The sequence below is a fragment of the Paenibacillus septentrionalis genome, from assembly GCF_042659865.1.
Classification (GTDB): Bacteria; Bacillota; Bacilli; order Paenibacillales; family Paenibacillaceae; genus Pristimantibacillus; species Pristimantibacillus septentrionalis.
In genome coordinates this window covers 494,739-512,913 of the sequence record NZ_JBHSTE010000001.1, presented here as the reverse complement: position 1 = coordinate 512,913, position 18,175 = coordinate 494,739, and the positions used below count along the sequence as shown (strand labels likewise).

The window sequence follows — 18,175 nt, the reverse complement described above, 5'->3', positions numbered from 1 at the left end:
ATAACGAGTATATTAAAGGCGTTCATCTTATGCAAGAGGAACGCCTTTGCTTTTTTTAGTTAACGAGGCTCTGCGTGATTAGCTTGATTCGGTGCTGTCAAATATTTTTTGCCTGTTGCAAGAGCAAGCAGGAAGCAGATAAAGAGGACACCGCCTGCCATCCAATACGGATAATCGATATTAATATCGTAGAGAGAACCAGCAATAATAGGACCTGCGATGTTTCCCAGACTCGTGTAAGCCGAGTTAAGCCCAGCCACATAACCTTGCTGATTGGTCGTCATTTTGGTCATAAGCGTACCGAGTGCAGGTCGAAGAATATCCATCGCTAGAAAAACTAAAAATGTTACTGCGAAAATTAGCCAATATTTATGAACGAACAACGTTAATACAATGAAACATGCTGCACCAAGCAAGCAGGTTGTAATAACACGGTATTCGCCGAATGTATTCAATAACTGACCAAATATCGTAGCCTGTACGACAGCTCCTGCTATTGAGCCGAATGTAATGATATAGGCAATATCCAGTGTACTAAAGCCAAACTTTTCATCAACAAATAACGTAAATACCGTTTCAAAGTTAGCAAGCCCAAAAGATGCTATAAAGATTATAATTAAGCTGAAGAAGTAGGGTTCTTTTACAGACATAACGAGCTGTCGCCATAATGGCAAGCTTTCCTTGCCTTGATTATGATGCATAGGCGCAGCATCTTCAACTTTAACTGGATTAGGCAAAAGGAAAAAGGTAATAGCAGCTGCGAGCAGACCAGCTACTGCTGCACAGTAAAATGGAACTCGCACGCCAAATTGTGCAACGATCCCGCCTATGCCGGGACCTATTATAAAGCCAGTTGTTATCGCGGCATTAATAAAACCGATACCTTGCGCACGTTCTTTTTGCGTTGTAACATCAGCCGCATAAGCAAGCACTGCCGGCATTATGAGAGCGGCGCCAACTCCGCCTAGTGCACGGGCTACAAACAGCAGCCATACCGTGTTGGATGCGCCGAACATCCATTCTGAGATTGCAAAGATAAGCATGCCGATTACGATAATAGGCTTTCTTCCATATTGATCGGACAGTCGACCAGCTACAGGGGAGAATATGAGCTGTGTCAATGAAAAAGTGGCAACCATCCAGCCAATGGTTTTTCCGTTAATATGAAGCAGCTCCATATACTTCGGTAGAATCGGGATAACGAGACCGATGCCGACGAAAACGATAAAAATATTGATCATTAACAGCAGAATAGATCCGCGATTACGAAGTAGTAAAGACATGATGACCCTCCAAGGTGATGTATGGAAATGAAATAGTTAGCTGTTTGTTTTCAATGACTTTATTCAATGGATGTGCTTGCTTACTGAAGCCATTCATCTGAGCACATGTCCAAACATATCATTGTATTATTGCACAAAAACATAGCAGCGTAAAGCAGCTTGTACATAAGGGATAAAGTCCATAAAACAGTCTGTATACAGGCTCGATTCGTCCTTCTCGTTCATATATTAGTCTATATGGATGAGAGGGGTATGTACCAATGAGTAAAAAAACGATTAAGATTGTTTCCTTAATTCTATATACGGCTCTTGCTATTACTGCGATCTTCTCATATTGTACGTATGGTGGTTCATAACTTATGATCTATAGAAGAATGCGCTCGATTGAGTAATTAGTATGGAAAGACTAATTTACATATGAAAATTATAAGAAAGTAACGGGTGTTTCTTGATCCGCTCGTACAGTAATATAAAAATAATATCAATTTATAGGAGAACGGTTGGATGAAAAACAATCATCATTTATGGTACAAGCAGCCTGCCAATGAATGGGAAGAGGCATTGCCGATCGGTAATGGGAGAATTGGGGCGATGGTGTTTGGGACAATTGCTAGCGAGCGGCTGCAGTTGAATGAGGACACACTATGGTCTGGTTTTCCGCGTGATACGAATAACTATGAAGCACTCCGTTATCTAAAAAAATCTAGAGCGCTAATTGCCGAGGGAAGATATGAAGAAGCGGAGGCATTAATCGAAAGCAAAATGTTAGCGCTTAATTGTCAGGCGTATCAGCCTTTTGGAGATTTGTATGTCCATTGGTTGAATGCACCACAGCAGCCCGATCACTACAAGCGAGGCTTGGATCTGGAAACTGCCGTTGCTTACACAGAGCTTGAGGCTGACGGAGCTTTTTATAGTAGACATGCCTGGGTTAGCGCTGCGCACAACATTTATGTCTTATCCTATCGCAGTAAAGGGAACAAGATGGACCTGCAAGCAGGCTTCGAGCTGCCACACCCTGCGACAGCCAGTTGTTCTATGCAGGATTACTCGATAAACGGACGTTGTCCAACTCATATCGCTGATAATTACTTTGGCGATCATCCTTATGCGGTGCAGTACGAGGATGACAAGGGCATACGATTTCAATCCAGACTTCGTGCGATTAGCGACGGTGTAATTGCTTATGATGAAACTGGAGTTACGGTAAAGCAAGCGACCTATGTTCATTTTATAGGTACGATTGCTACGAGCTTTATCGCATTTGATCAAATGCCGCATCAGGATTTGGACAAATTGACCGAAGCTGCGAGGTCTGTGTTGAATTCGATAGAAGGCTATACGTATGAAGAACTGCTTGCTGCGCATACCGTCGAGCATCAACGTCTGTATAAGCGGGTAAGCTTTTCACTCCGCTCTACTGATACACAGCAGCATGAGATTCAGCTTCATGAGCTGCCAACAGATACCCGCCTGGAGCAATACAAGCAAGGCAGTAACGATGTTGAACTTGAAAGTCTTTACTTCCATTACGGTCGATATTTATTAATAACAAGCTCAAGACCAGGCACGCAGCCTGCGAATTTGCAAGGCATATGGAATCATCGCGTCCAGCCGCCATGGAATAGCGATTATACGACGAATATTAATACACAGATGAATTATTGGCCAGCGGAGCTGCTTTCATTGAGCGAATGCCACGAGCCTTTGCTGCAAATGATAGACGAATTAATGATTACAGGTGCGCGGACAGCTAAAATTCATTATTGTGCCAATGGCTGGACCGCTCATCACAACGTTGATCTATGGCGCATGTCGAGCCCAACAGCCGGACATCCAAGCTGGGCGTTTTGGCCAATGGGCGGGGTATGGCTAACACAGCATGTATGGGAAAGATACTTGTTTCATCCTAATCCTACCTATTTAAAAGAGCGAGCATATCCGGTTATGAAGGGTGCGGCTCAGTTTTGCCTGGATTGGTTAGTAGAAGATGAACAAGGTCGTTATATTACGTCGCCATCCACATCACCAGAAAATAAATTCCAGTACGATAATGGTAAAGTGAGCAGTGTTGCGCAAGCCTCTGCAATGGATATGACGTTAATAGCAGAATTGTTTGAGCATGTTATTGAAGCCTCAGAAAAGCTGGAGCTTGATGAGCCGTTTCGCCAACAGGTAGCAGCAGCGCTGGACAAGCTTGCCAAGCTTAAGATCAATGATAAGGGGCTGCTCCAAGAATGGGATGTTGATTTTGCAGAACATGAACCGGGACATCGTCACGTTTCGCACTTGTATGGATTGTATCCGGGTACATCGATTCAGGAACCAGAGTTAATAGAGGCGGCTCGCCGTTCGCTAAGCAGTCGCATTGCAAGCGGAGGTGGTCATACAGGATGGAGCTGTGCCTGGCTCATTAATTTATACGCACGCTTAGGAATGCAAGAGGAGACGTACTCCTTTATCCGTACACTACTTGCGCGCTCGACTTATTCCAATTTATTCGATGCGCATCCCCCTTTTCAAATCGACGGGAATTTCGGAGGAATTGCCGGATTTACAGAAGCGCTTGTGCAAAGTCATCGGGGCTCAATCGAATTGCTGCCTGCTTTGCCCAAGCCTTGGCAGCAGGGAGAGGCAATTGGCTTGATGGCAAGAGGAGGCTTTAAGCTTGATCTAAGCTGGCATAATAGCGAGCTCGTACATGCAGGCGTTGAATCGTTATACGGACAGCCTTTGCAGATCAGCTACAGGCACCCCTTTACAATTATTCATGAAGCTAGCGGTCAACGCTACAGCAGCAATGAGCAGATTGAAACAATCGCGGGGCATCACTATCGCGTTGAATTAATATAACGATATATCGCATGAACTCAATACCATTTTGCAGGACAAAGGAGAGAATATCGATGACAGCAACGAATCATTATCCATTTCAAGATCATACCCGCCCATTAAACGAACGGGTGAAGGATTTAATTTCCAGATTTACATTAGATGAAAAAATAGAATCTATGGTCCAGTATCAACCAGCCATTGAGCGTCTGGGCGTATCAGCTTACAAGCATGGCACAGAAGCAGCACATGGTATGGCGTGGTTAGGTGAAGCGACTTCTTTTCCACAACCGATTGGATTAGGCTGTACGTGGAATGAAGAGCTAATGAAGCAAATTGGGGCGGCTATTGGGGACGAGGCTCGCGTGTTTTATCAGCGCAATCCTGAAGTGAATGGTCTTACGCTTTGGGCGCCAACGGTAGATATGGAACGTGACCCGCGTTGGGGCCGAACAGAAGAGGCATACGGAGAAGACCCTGTACTTACAGGGGAGCTGACTGCCGGTCTTGTTAAAGGGATGCAGGGCGATCATCCGACCTATTACCGTTCTATTGCAACGCTAAAGCATTTTATCGGCAACAATAATGAGGTTAATCGCGGCAGCTGCTCAGCTAGCATCGATCCACGCAATATGAAGGAATATTATCAGGCAGCGTTCAAGCCTGCATTCGTAAAAGGCGGAGCAAAGTCTATGATGACCTCCTACAATGCGGTCAATGGAACGCCAACTATTTTGCTTGACGATGTGAAGAAGGTCGTTAAGGAAGAGTGGAATATGGATGGATTTATTGTAAGCGATGCGGGGGATTTATTAGGGATTGTCAACGATCATCATTACTATGAGGAATACAAGCACGCAGTCGCACATTCGATTAAAGCTGGTATTGACAGCATTACAGACGATAAGGAAAAATCATGTGCAGCGATCCGTGAGGCTTTGGCAGAAGGATTATTGACAGAGGCAGACCTAGATCAAGCATTATTCAATACGTTTCGTGTACGCTTTATGCTAGGTGAATTCGATCCTGCTGAGCTTAATCCGTATGCAAATACACCTGAATCCAAACTAATGGCGCCAGAGCATGCTGCGCTTTCGCTTCGTGCTGCAAAGGAATCAATCGTATTATTGAAAAACGATCATCAGCAGCTTCCGCTTGATGCACAGAATCTGCAATCCGTTGCAGTAGTAGGACCACTAGCCGATATTGTGTATCGTGACTGGTATGCAGGCACACTTCCATATAAGGTTTCCATTTTGGATGGCATAAAGAAGAAGCTTTCACATGGCAGGGTAACGCATGCAACCGGCAATGATCATGTCGTTTTTGAAGCTGAGTCTGATACACATATCGTTGTCGATGAAGCTGCAGAACATAAGCTGAAGCTTGCAGATCGTACTCAGCCAGCTGCAGTATTTGAAATGACAGATTGGGGCTGGGGCAGCTATACCTTCATGAATACAGCAACGGGCAAGCTGTTGTCCACAGCGGATGATAAGCATCTTGCAGCAAGCGCAGACGAAGCTTATGGTTGGTTTGTAAAAGAGGTTATTCGTCTCAAACAGCAAAAGGACAGCCTATACGCGATAGAATCTTGGAATCATCAGGCTATTAAGCTGCCGAAAACACAAGAGGAGTATGCAACAGTAGCAGAGCAAGCTGAGGGTTCTAAGTCGGATACGGTTGTATTGAAGCAGGTGAAGGATGGTATTGCTGAAGCGAAGCAGCTAGCTGCTGCGGCCCAGCGAGCCATTGTAGTTGTAGGCAATAATCCATTAATAAATGGTAAAGAGGAAATTGATCGTCCTAGTCTTGAGATGGCTCCCGAGCAGCGCAAGCTGATTGAGGAAGTGCTGGCAGTTAATCCAAACACTGTCGTAGTGCTTGTTGGAGGATATCCATTTGTTCTTGGTGATTTGGCAGAACGCATTCCAGCGATTGTTTATGTTTCTCATGCCGGTCAAGAGTTGGGTCATGCGATGGCGGATGTCTTGTTTGGCGACTATTCACCTGCGGGACGCTTGAACATGACATGGTATCAATCAGAGCAGCAGCTTACTGATTTGATGGATTATGATATTATGTCGTCAAAAAGAACGTATATGTACCTTGAGGACAAGCCATTGTATCCATTCGGTCACGGACTTAGCTACGCAACATTCAGCTATCAAAACTTTAAAATGTCAGAGCAATTTAACGACAGCGACATGCTGCTAGGCTCTGTCGATATTACAAATACGTCTGATCGGACCGCGGATGAAGTCGTGCAGCTTTATGTGACGGTATCGAACTCTCGCGTAAAACGTCCTCGTAAAAAGCTTGTTGCATTCGCTCGGGTTACTCTTGCGGCTGGCGAGACGAAAACGGTAGCATTGCACATTCCGAAGGACTATCTTATGATGTGGGATGTGACTCGTGATCGCTTTGTGCTTGAAGCAGCCTCCTATACATTTGCAGTTGGTTCAACGTCTGAGCTGATTCATGACAGAATAGAACTGTCACTTGAAGGCGAAGTGATTCCTCCGCGTCAATTAACGACCTGGACTCGCGCAGAAAACTATGATGCGTATCAGGAGGTATATCTGGATGAATCGAAGGAAGGAACGACCTGCGTCATAGCAAAACAGCAAGGTCTCATTGTGTTCCAGAATATAGAGCCATCTCCAGCAGCTAACCGCGTCAAAGCAAGAGCTGCGGGCGGGAGTGAAGGCGGCAAGCTAAGCTTTTACGCTAACAATCAGCACATTGCAACGATTGAACTTGCAGCTTCAGGAGATCAGGAGTGGATCGATGTTGAAGCACCACTTCAAGCAGCACTTGGCTCTGAGTTTACGATTCAGCTTCAAGGAACGGTAAGGCTTAGCGGCTTTCAGCTTTTGTAGTTTAGAGTAATAGGAATAACCCATTACGCAATAGCTAACGCTTTGCCGTAATGGGTTATCGTTTGTTTAGGGTTATGATATGATACGATATAGCTACTCCTTCTTGTATACCAAAATCCGAGACAAAAGAGGTTTTTCTATGCTATACCGTTTTATAAAGCATGCACTTTCCTCACTTGATAATGTGCGGCTGAAGAAGAAGCTGTTTATCTCTTATATAGCGGTTGCATTTGTTCCGATTATTATTGTCGGCGTGTATTTAACGGTTCAATTTCGCGATCATGTGTTGGAGCAGGCAACCGAGCAATCCTACAATAACGTAGAGCGAATCAAGTTGCAGCTGGAGGATGTGCTGCAGAGACCTATCGATATTTCTGGCGCTCTAATGAGTGACAATCAGCTGTCTACTATAATAAACACGCAATATGCCAATACCTATGAAGTGGTCGATGCCTATCAGAATTATCGTGATTTTAGGGAGTATATTAAGCTGTACAGTGAAATCTACAATATCCGTTTTTATATGAGAAATCCAACCTTGCTAAACAACTGGGAATTTATACAGCTGACAAAGGATATTCAATCTACAGCTTGGTTTAATTATTCCGATAAGAGCGGTTTAATTTATTGGGGTTTTATTCCTGATGAAACGAAGAAGAACAAATCATTTGTTTCGTTAGTACGAAAAGTAGAGTTTCCGCTATACCGTTCTAACGGTGTTTTAGTCATGAATATTAATCCGGAAGCGCTTCAAAACATTGTAAGACAAGAGACGTTTGACACGTTTATTATTGACAGCTCTGATATCATTGTTGCAGCGAAGGATGCCTCGTTAGTAGGCGCAACGCTGTCAGAGCTGGATTTCTCAATAGGAAATATATGGGATATAGGACAATATGAGATGGACATTGATGGAGAGCCTTCACGAATTATCGTGGAAGAACTCAAACCACAATATAGCCAGAATGGGTTTAAAATCATGTCCATTTTTACAATAGACAGTATTGTGGATGGCGCGAATCGTATTTCAACAGAAGGGCTTGCCATTATGATTATAAGCTTGCTCGTATCTATGGTGTTAATCTATGCGACATCTTCCTTGCTGTCTAAGCGTATCCTGTCTCTCGTCAAAAACATTCATAAGCTTGGTACGGGGGATTTGAACGTTACCTCTACGATTTCAGGCAATGATGAGGTTGGACTCCTATCCAGGCAATTCAATAATATGGTTAGCAGCATACGCGATCTAATGGAGCGAGTTAAAGTTACAGAAAATCAGCGAAATCAGCTCGAGCTTCGCCAAGGAGAAATTAAACTTAAGATGATGGCAAGTCAGATCAATCCACATTTCTTATTCAATGCGCTTGAATCGATTCGGATGCACGCTCACATTAAAGGGGACAAAGAGCTTGCTAATATCGTGCGCATGCTTGGCAAGCTTATTCGTAAAAATTTGGAAGTAGGGACTGGCTCGATTCGCTTGTCGGACGAGGTAGAGGTCATCCAATATTATTTGGAAATTCAGCAATTCCGGTTTGGTCAAGAGCGTATGACCTACGATCTGCATGTAGATGAGGCGGCACTTGATGTCAACATAGCTCCATTATTAATCCAGCCGATTGTCGAGAATGCAGTTGTTCATGGCATGGATCAGGTATTAGAAGAGGGCAAAATAACGATAACTATTCAGCAGCGTAACGAAAAGCTTCATGTGTCGATTGCTGATAACGGCTTAGGCATAGAGCCTGAACGGTTGGAGCAGGTTAGAGCTGCGATCAGCAAACAAGAGGAGCAGGAGGGGGCTCGAATCGGTCTTCGCAACGTGCATCAACGACTTATGATGATCTACGGCGAGGAAGCGGGGCTACAGATTCATTCAAAACGAGGGGAGGGGACGCTCGTTTCCTTTTCAATACCAGTGGGAGGTCAATGAAATGTTTAAGGTAATGATTGTTGATGACGAGCCGATGATTAGACAGGGATTGCAATCATTAATTGAGTGGGAGCATTATCAATTTGAAATATGTGCAGTGGCAAGCAATGGACTGGAAGCGCTCGAGAAATATAATGAGCTGAAGCCGGATCTGATCCTAATCGATATTAGAATGCCGATGATGGATGGTTTGAAAACGATAGGCGAGCTTCGTAAGCTGGGGGCAAACTGTAAAATCTTGATTCTTAGCGGTTATGGAGAGTTTCAATATGCCCAGCAAGCGATTCGCTACCATGTTGATGGTTATATTCTAAAACCGATTGATGAGATTGAGCTTGCGAATTTTATTGATAAAATTAGCAAAGCACTACAAGCACAGCAGCAGGAACAGGAGATTAGTGAGCATACTCGCAGTTTGCTTAAAGAAGAATGGCTAAAGGATTTCGTATCATCTGAGCTAACAGAGGCTGAACTTACAAGCGAGCACTGGCAGCGACTGTTTTCGGTTCAAGAAAAGGAACTGACATTATTGATAATCGATACGTACAGCAGAGAACACTCCTTAACGATCAGAAACCAGATCAAGCAGCAGCTGGCTGAGCTTGTTCAGGAAGAGGGATGGGGAGAGATTGTCGCGAACGATCATTTGATCACCATTCTATCGTATCATGTTAGCCTGAACAGTTTTAAGCAGGAGCGGATCGTTGAGCAGCTACGGACTGCCTGTGGTGAACGGACCTTCTATCTCGCTTTAAAAAGCGAGGAGGAGCAGACGATTGCTGCTTTATATCGTCATGTACCGCGAATGAAGGAGCTGCTGAAGCAGCGCTTCTTTCTGGCGGAAAACGCATTGTATGAAGTCAGCGAGTTAGAACAACTGCTGAAGCAGCCGCAGCTAGCCGAGGAGACGAGCATCTCAGAGATTACAGAGCAGGCTTCACAGCGGTTGCTTTACAGTATCGATGTTGGCAACAAGGATGTAGTAAATGAACTCATTATGCAAGTAGACGAGCAATTTCGAGCACATGGTATGATCGAGCAGCACATTAAAAGCAATTGGGCGCAGCTCATGACCTTTGTTATGAACCGGCTTAGCGCGCTTCACCCAAAGCTTCAATTAGAACAGGATTTAAAGGTTGTAACGCAGCTGTACTTGGCTCATCATAATCATTTAATGCTTGAACAGCTTAAGGATCAGATGCATTCCATTATCGAGCGAATCAACAAATCAGAAAACAACAACATTTCCGTTATGAAGCAAATGATCGATTTCATTGATCGTCATTATATGGAGCCGCTGCGCCTTGAAACGATGGCTGAAATCTTTAACTATAACAGCGGATATCTAGGTAAGCTGTTCAAGAATCATTCTGGCGAAAGCTTTAATACGTATTTAGATCATATACGTATAGAACGCGCGATCGAGCTGCTTCAGGAAGGGAAAAAGGTTCATCAGGTAGCGGAGCTCGTCGGTTACGCCAACGTAGATTATTTTCATAGCAAATTCAAAAAGTATAAGGGCGTATCTCCGTCTGCGTACAAGCCTGGGGGAAAACAGAATACACTGAAGGAATAACGTCCTTAAAAGTGAAATGTCTGAATCCAAACATCTACCATGTTTTGGGTTCAGGCATTTTTTTTGCTTTTTTTCAAATAATAGTGGGACGAGCGGTGAAAATTTTGGGGTAATCCTATATTTATTTTGAATTCGATCGAAAAAATCGATAAAGTTATATGATTTTATGACAAATTATTTGGGTATTAGAGCGCTTACAATTGTACTAAAATGAGGGTAATCATAACAGACAGATTGAGCATCTTGAGGTAGGAGGAAGACGGATGAACTCGCAAACATCAGATCACATCCAAGCAGTAAAACCAGGCAAGACGAAGCGGTTCTTTCGAACAATGCTTCAACAGAAATATTTGTATCTAATGTCTTTGCCCTTTGTTATATGGATTGTCATTTTTAACTACGTACCTATTTGGGGTTGGTTGATGGCGTTCCAAAATTATCGTCCACGTAACAACATTCTAAATCAGGATTGGGTTGGATTTAAGCACTTTATTGAGTTGTTTTCAGACGAGCGTTTCTATCTCGTACTAAGAAATACGCTCGCGATGAGTACAATGGGTCTAATTGTCAGTTTTACGGTTCCCGTTATTTTCGCACTTTTACTTAACGAACTGAGGCAACAAGTTTTCAAGAGAACGATTCAGACAATTGCGTATTTGCCGCACTTTGTTTCCTGGGTCGTTGTATCAGGGATCGTTACGAAAATGCTTTCAACGGATGGAGGCGCAGTAAACGATCTATTGATGGCGCTTCGCTTGATCGACGAACCAATTCAATTTATGGCCAAGGGTGAATGGTTCTGGGGAATTGTTACGATTGCAGATGCCTGGAAGGAAACAGGCTGGAATACGATCATCTTCCTAGCAGCGATGTCAGGTATAGATCCTGAGCTGTACGAAGCTTCAACTGTTGATGGAGCTGGTCGATTCAGGAAAATGTGGCACATTACGCTGCCGGGAATTCGGACAACGTTCATGGTATTGTTCATTTTGTCCATCGGACACTTGATCAGCATCGGTTTTGAAAAGCAGTTCTTGCTGATGAATCCGTTAGTCATTGATTATGCAGAGGTATTAGACTTGTATGCACTGAACTATGGGATAAACCTGAGTCGATACTCATACGGTACGGCAATCGGTATCTTCAACTCAGTGGTCAGCATCATTCTCGTATTCCTTGCCAACTTTATTTACAAAAAAGTAACGAAAGAATCTGTCATCTAGGAGGAGAGAGCGATGGGGACACAAAAAGGTTTATTGAATCAGCGTACGTTGAGTGATAAGGCGTTTGATACGTTCAACATCATATTTATGATAGCTGTCGGGATCGTTACGCTATATCCGTTCTTGAACGTTCTGGCAATTTCGTTTAACGATTCCGTTGATACCGTTCGCGGAGGCATCTCAATATATCCAAGAGAGTTTACGCTTGAAAATTACAAAACAATATTTGCTTATGACACATTGTTAGTCGGCTTGCGCAATACAGTTCTACGTACGGTACTAGGAACGGTAATCGGAGTGCTGACAGCTTCCATGCTCGCTTACACACTTAGTCGTATTGATTTCCAAGCACGAAAATGGATGTCGCCACTTTTCGCGATGACGATGTATTTCTCAGGCGGTATGATTCCTGTGTACATGCTTATGCGTCAACTTGGGCTAATTGGTACATTTGAAATCTACATTTTGCCGGCATTGCTAAGTGTTTGGAATGTATTTATTGTTCGTTCATATATTGACGGCTTGCCGATAGCGCTGCAAGAATCCGCTAAACTAGATGGCGCGAATGACTTCGTTATTTTTTGGAAGGTCATCTTGCCGCTATGTACACCTGTACTTGCAACGATTGCATTATTTATAGCAGTAGGCCACTGGAATGCTTGGTTTGATACGTATCTATATAACAACCAGAAGCCGCAGTTTACCACGCTGCAATACGAGCTAATGAAGGTGCTGCAGTCGACCACTTCGGGGACGAACTACCGCGATCAGAATGCACAGCAAGCGATTGCATCCGTTTCTCCTGAGTCGATTAAAATGGCGATTACTATCGTAGTAACTGTTCCGATCCTGTTGATTTATCCATTTCTTCAAAAGTATTTCGTTAAAGGAATGACACTTGGAGCTGTTAAAAGCTAACGTAAATCAATTAATCAATACGATATTACTGTGATGCTTGACGTTATGCTGAGCATCTCATAATATACAAGCACAAAGAAAAAGGGAGGCACTATCATGAAGAAAGTGAAATTGAGTTTAAGCTTGCTGCTCGTGATGACGATGTTGTTCTTGGCAGCTTGCGGCAACAACAGCAATAATGCCGGATCATCAAATTCTGACGGCAATACTGGTGAAGAAGCTAGTCTTGAGCCGATGACAATTCGTCTTGCATCCGGTGATGCTAACCCGCAATGGGACAATATGCAAAGTGATATTGGTAAAGTCATTAAAGAGAAAACTGGCATTACCATTGAGCAAGAGTTCCCGGTGGGCGGTTCTGATGCTGATATGTTCGCACTTATGGTAGCAAGTGATGAGTATCCGGATATTGTTATGCCAAAGGGTAACGTAAACAAGCTGGTTGATGCAGAGGCGTTGATCGATCTTCGTCCATTACTTGAAGAGCATGCGCCAAACATTATGAAAGTATATGGTGAGTACCTAAATCGTCTTGTGTATAGCGCTGAAGACGATTCCATCTACACATTGCCGCTTGATGGCGTAGGTCAAACATATTTTGATGCTGGCGGCGGTTTCCAAATTCAGCACCAAGTGCTTGAAGAGCTAGGCTACCCTGAGATTAAAACGGTTAAAGATTATGAAAACGCGATTAAAACATATCTTGAGCAAAATCCTACTACAGAGGACGGGCAGCCTCGCATCGGTCTTTCTCTGAACGGTGGCGAATGGCAAATTCTAATCTCTGTAACGAATCCAGCATTTTATGCAACTGGTGCACCTGATGATGGTGAATTCTACGTTAACCAAGAAAATTATGAAGTTGTGATGCATTACCAACGTCCAGAAGAGAGAGAGTACTTCCGTTGGTTGAACCATATGAACAACATCGGCTTGCTTGACAAAGAGTCTTTTGTTCAAAAATACGATCAATACAAATCAAAAATTGCTTCTGGTCGCGTATTAGGCATCATTGATCAGGATTGGGATTATGCGGAAGCTGAAAATGCATTGAAAGCTCAAGGCAAATTCAATGAAACCTACGCAAATTTCCCTGTAACACTTGATGAAACCTATAAAGAAGCATCATTCATGGGTACTGGTTACCTAGCAAGCTACGGTATTGGTATTACGATTGATGCGAAGGATCCAGTACGTATCATTAAATTCCTAGATTACCTAGCTTCTGATGAAGGTCAAATTCTTGTAAACTGGGGTATCGAGGGTCAACACTATACAGTTGATGAGAACGGCAAACGCGTCATTATTCCTGAGGTTTTGGAACAGAAAGTAAATGATAATAACACATTCAAAAAACAAACAGGTATCGGCAACTACTTTATGTCCGCACGTTATGGTGATGGTGTGTTGGATTCTACAGGCAACTACTACACAACGAACTTCCCGGAGCAAATTATTGCTCAATATACGGAAGCTGATAAGAAAACACTTGCTGCATACGGTAAAACGGTGTACAAAGATTTCTGGCCGGCTGATGATGAGTTCGAAGAGCGTGCGTATGGTGCAGGTTGGACAATCAATTTTGACACTGCATCTGACGCAAACGTAATTTTTCAAAAATCACAAGACGTAATGAAGAAATACATTCCACAAGCCATTCTTGCTGATCCAGCTGATTTTGATAAGATTTACGATGAGTTTATGGCTGAGCTTGATAAAATCAACGTAGCTAAGATGAACGCAGAGTACTCAGAGCTAATCAAAAAACGTGTTGATATGTGGAGCAAATAAACAATAAAGGTTTAGGCAAGAGCCCAGCGATGGGCTCTTCGCTGTATTAAGCAGGGGAGAGATGATCTGGTTATGATTAATGAGAAATTGCCTAAGATGTGGTATGGTGGCGATTACAATCCGGAGCAATGGAATGCGGCAACGATGGAAGAGGATATTCGCATGTTCAAGCTTGCGAATATCGATATTGCGACAGTAAATGTGTTCTCGTGGGCGTTGATCCAGCCATCTGAGGACAGCTATGATTTTTCAGGTCTTGATGCGATTATCGAGCGCTTGACGAAGGACAACATTTATATCTGTCTTGCAACAAGCACGGGTGCGCATCCAGCATGGATGGCGCATCGCTATCCAGATGTAACTCGTGTCGATTATGAAGGTCGCAAGCGCAAGTTTGGCGGAAGACACAATTCTTGTCCAAACAGTCCGACCTATCGTAAGTACGCAGCGGAGCTGGCATCTCGACTTGCCGAGCGTTACGCCAAGCATGAAGGATTGGTTGTATGGCATATTTCCAACGAGTATGGCGGTTATTGCTATTGTGATAACTGTGCAGAAGCGTTTCGTGGCTGGCTTAAGCAGCGCTACAACACGATTGAAGCGTTGAATCAGGCTTGGTACACAGCGTTCTGGGGACATACCTTCTATGACTGGGCGGAAATTGTACCTCCTAATGCACTAAGTGAAGAGTGGGCAGGGAACCGTACGAACTTTCAAACCATTTCTCTTGATTATCGCCGATTCCAATCTGATAGCCTGCTTGATTGCTTCAAATTGGAGTATGATGCGATTCGCAAATATTCAAAAGACGTACAGATTACAACGAATCTGATGGGTACGTATCCTGAGCTTGATTATTTTAAATGGGGACAAGCGATGGATGTCGTATCATGGGACAACTATCCTTCATTAGATACCCCGATTAGCTATACGGCGATGTCTCACGCGCTAATGCGCGGGTTAAAAAGCGGCAAGCCATTCATGCTGATGGAGCAAACGCCAAGTCAGCAAAACTGGCAGCCTTATAATTCATTGAAACGTCCAGGCGTCATGAGATTGTGGAGCTATCAGGCAGTGGCACACGGTGCAGATACCGTCATGTTCTTTCAGCTTCGCAGATCGATTGGAGCATGTGAGAAGTATCATGGGGCAGTTATCGAGCATGTTGGCCATGAGCATACGCGCGTTTTTCGTGAGTGCGCAGAGCTAGGGGCAGAGCTGGTCAAGCTTGGCGACGAGCTGCTTGATTCTCGTCATCAATCGAAAGTCGGTATCGTATTCGATTGGGAAAATCGTTGGGCACTTGATCTTACAAGCGGACCTACGATAGATCTGAAATACGTCGAGCAAGTACATCGTTATTATGATGCGTTCTTCAAGCACAATATTCAAGCGGATATGATCAGTGTGGAGGAACAATTTGATCAATATGAAATTGTCGTAGCGCCCGTCATGTATATGGTGAAGCCTGGCTTTGCGGAAAAGGTTGAACAATTTGTTGCTGATGGCGGCACGTTCATTACGACATTTTTCAGCGGAATTGTCAATGAGAATGATATCGTGACAACAGGTGGTTATCCTGGAAAGCTGCGCAACGTTCTCGGCATTTGGGCTGAAGAAATTGATGCCCTGCTACCGTCGCAGAGTAATGAAATTGTAATGAATGCAACGTATGGAGAATTGAACGGAACATATTCCTGCAATACTTTGTGTGATCTTATTCATAGTGAAGGAGCAGAAGTGCTTGCGACATACGGCACTGATTTCTATAAAGGAATGCCTGCACTAACACGTCATGCATTCGGTAAAGGAAAGGCGTGGTATGTCGCTACGAATGGTGATGAAGCGTTTTTATCAGACCTGATTAAGAGAATCGTTGATGAGCAAGGCATTCGACCGCTTGTTTCACCCGTACAAGGAATTGAAGTTACTGAACGCGTGAAAGGTGAACATCGTTATTTGTTCGTTTTGAATCATAATGCTGATGCAACCGAGGTGGACTTAGGAAACCTTGCAGGTACAGATTTACTTACGGATCAGGAAGTTAGCGGCAAGCATATATTGGCAGCCAAAGGCGTCATGATCGTTAAGCATTAATGCTATAGCTGTACGCAAAAGGAAATAACCTCTTTATTTAGATGCTGTTCCCAACTGATGGGACAGCATCTTTTTTTACATACTTTTTTTTAAGTGGTAAACAATAAGAGTAAAGTAAGGAGGTTAATTAATGAGTAAACAAAAACGTCAACCAACAAAATACTCAAAGTCCAGCTTAAGTGCGCAAGAGTATCAAAATTTTGCTAAGACCAAAGAACCTAAGCGAAGCCTGCTCAAAAACTGTATTGTGTCTTTTTTAATTGGAGGTGCGATATGCTGCATTGGGCAAGGAATTACAGAGCTTTATATGCATTTTTTCCACATGTCAAAGGAGCAAGCCGCTAACCCGACTGTTGCAACCTTAATTTTGATCGCTGTTATTTTGACTGCTTGCGGGGTATATGACAAGTTTGCCCAATTTGCTGGCGCAGGCTCCGCCGTTCCGGTTACAGGGTTTGCGAACTCCGTGTGCTCAGCGGCTATCGAACATCGCAGTGAAGGTCTTGTTTTAGGTGTCGGCAGCAATATGTTTAAGCTTGCCGGTTCAGTTATCGTATTCGGTACCGTTGCTGCTTTCTTTGTAGGGATTGCCTACATTGTGCTTGGAATAGGGGGACATTGACATGCTTGCGGGTCAACAAACATGGAAATTCGATAGACAGCCTCATATTATTAGTACAGCAACGATTGTCGGCCCGGATGAGGCAAAAGGACCGCTAAAAGATACATTTGACAAATGCTATGATTCACTGGATATTAATCAAAAATCATGGGAAAAGGCTGAACGTCAATTACTTTCCGAAGCAACTTCGCTTGCCCTCTCCAAAAAAAATCTAACCAATACAGATTTGCAAATTTATGTTGGTGGAGATCTACTTAATCAAATTATTACAAATAACTTCGTTGCAAGAGAATTAGCTGTACCTTACTTAGGTGTGTTTGGCGCCTGCTCCACTTCAATGGAATCGCTAGCGATTGTTGCACAGCTGGTAAGTACTGGAGCCGTTAAAAAGGGCATGGCTGCAACGAGCAGTCACAATTGTACTGCCGAGAAACAATTTCGCTATCCGACGGAATATGGTGCACAAAAACCACCAACCGCCCAGTATACAATTACGGGTGCAGGTGCTGCGGTTGTTGCGCTTGATGGGGATGGACCAGCTATTGAAGCGGCGACGATTGGTAAAGTAATTGATCTGGGTATTACGGATCCTTTTAATATGGGGGCGGCAATGGCGCCAGCGGCCGTGGATACGATTATCGCGCATCTTAACGATATGAACCGCAAGCCAAGTGATTATGATCTGATTGTAACCGGAGACTTGGCAAGTGTGGGGCACCCTATCGCTACAGATTTGCTGAAAAAAGAGCAGGTTCCTATCGACTCCACGCAGTTTAATGATTGTGGTCTAATGATTTACAATAATGATCAGAATACGTTCCAGGCTGGTGGAAGCGGAGCAGGCTGCTCAGCAGTTGTAACATATGGTCATATCGTTGATGAATTAAATAAAGGTCATTTGCGTAGAGTACTAGTTGTTGCTACAGGTGCATTGCTTTCTCCTGTATCCTATCAGCAAGGGGAAAGTGCGCCTTGTATTGCTCATGCCGTTGCATTAAAAGGCAAGGGGGTGGAGTAG

The 18,175-nt window shown here is 43.7% G+C and carries 11 protein-coding genes; 10 read left to right on the top strand and 1 reads right to left on the bottom strand.

Features of this window, described 5'->3' with window-relative positions; translation table 11 throughout:
- Window positions 1-59: 59 nt before the first annotated feature.
- Complete coding sequence (locus tag ACFP56_RS02415; protein ID WP_379230731.1) at window positions 60-1,283, bottom strand: MFS transporter; 1,224 nt, start codon at window positions 1,281-1,283, stop codon at window positions 60-62.
- 504 nt (window positions 1,284-1,787) lie between these two features.
- Between ACFP56_RS02415 and ACFP56_RS02410 the strand changes: the two genes are divergently transcribed.
- The 10 genes from ACFP56_RS02410 (at window position 1,788) to spoVAD (ending at window position 18,175) form a co-directional block, all read left to right on the top strand.
- A complete protein-coding gene (locus tag ACFP56_RS02410) occupies window positions 1,788-4,136 on the top strand; it encodes a glycoside hydrolase family 95 protein (RefSeq protein WP_379230729.1) in 2,349 nt (782 codons plus the stop codon).
- A gap of 53 nt (window positions 4,137-4,189) precedes the next feature.
- Complete coding sequence (locus ACFP56_RS02405) at window positions 4,190-6,997, top strand: glycoside hydrolase family 3 C-terminal domain-containing protein (RefSeq protein ID WP_379230727.1); 2,808 nt, start codon at window positions 4,190-4,192, stop codon at window positions 6,995-6,997.
- A gap of 139 nt (window positions 6,998-7,136) precedes the next feature.
- On the top strand, window positions 7,137-8,930 hold the full coding sequence (locus ACFP56_RS02400) for a sensor histidine kinase (RefSeq protein ID WP_379230725.1): 1,794 nt from the start codon (window positions 7,137-7,139) through the stop codon (window positions 8,928-8,930).
- A 1-nt stretch (window position 8,931) separates the two neighbouring features.
- Window positions 8,932-10,506 carry a response regulator transcription factor gene (locus tag ACFP56_RS02395; RefSeq protein ID WP_379230723.1) on the top strand — a complete coding sequence of 525 codons (1,575 nt, stop codon included), beginning with the start codon at window positions 8,932-8,934 and terminating at the stop codon, window positions 10,504-10,506.
- 332 nt (window positions 10,507-10,838) lie between these two features.
- A complete protein-coding gene (locus tag ACFP56_RS02390) occupies window positions 10,839-11,729 on the top strand; it encodes an ABC transporter permease (RefSeq protein ID WP_379231756.1) in 891 nt (296 codons plus the stop codon).
- A 12-nt stretch (window positions 11,730-11,741) separates the two neighbouring features.
- Window positions 11,742-12,647 carry a carbohydrate ABC transporter permease gene (locus ACFP56_RS02385; protein ID WP_379230721.1) on the top strand — a complete coding sequence of 302 codons (906 nt, stop codon included), beginning with the start codon at window positions 11,742-11,744 and terminating at the stop codon, window positions 12,645-12,647.
- 96 nt (window positions 12,648-12,743) lie between these two features.
- Window positions 12,744-14,438 (top strand): ABC transporter substrate-binding protein, encoded by a 1,695-nt coding sequence (locus ACFP56_RS02380; RefSeq protein WP_379230719.1) that lies wholly within the window; start codon window positions 12,744-12,746, stop codon window positions 14,436-14,438.
- A 72-nt stretch (window positions 14,439-14,510) separates the two neighbouring features.
- Window positions 14,511-16,535: a beta-galactosidase gene (locus ACFP56_RS02375; RefSeq protein ID WP_379230717.1), complete on the top strand. Its 2,025-nt coding sequence runs from the start codon at window positions 14,511-14,513 to the stop codon at window positions 16,533-16,535.
- A gap of 130 nt (window positions 16,536-16,665) precedes the next feature.
- Window positions 16,666-17,157, top strand: coding sequence for a stage V sporulation protein AC (spoVAC, locus tag ACFP56_RS02370; RefSeq protein WP_379230715.1), 492 nt, complete (start codon window positions 16,666-16,668; stop codon window positions 17,155-17,157).
- A gap of 1 nt (window position 17,158) precedes the next feature.
- Entirely contained in the window at window positions 17,159-18,175 is a 1,017-nt protein-coding gene (gene spoVAD, locus ACFP56_RS02365) for a stage V sporulation protein AD (protein WP_379230712.1), read from the top strand.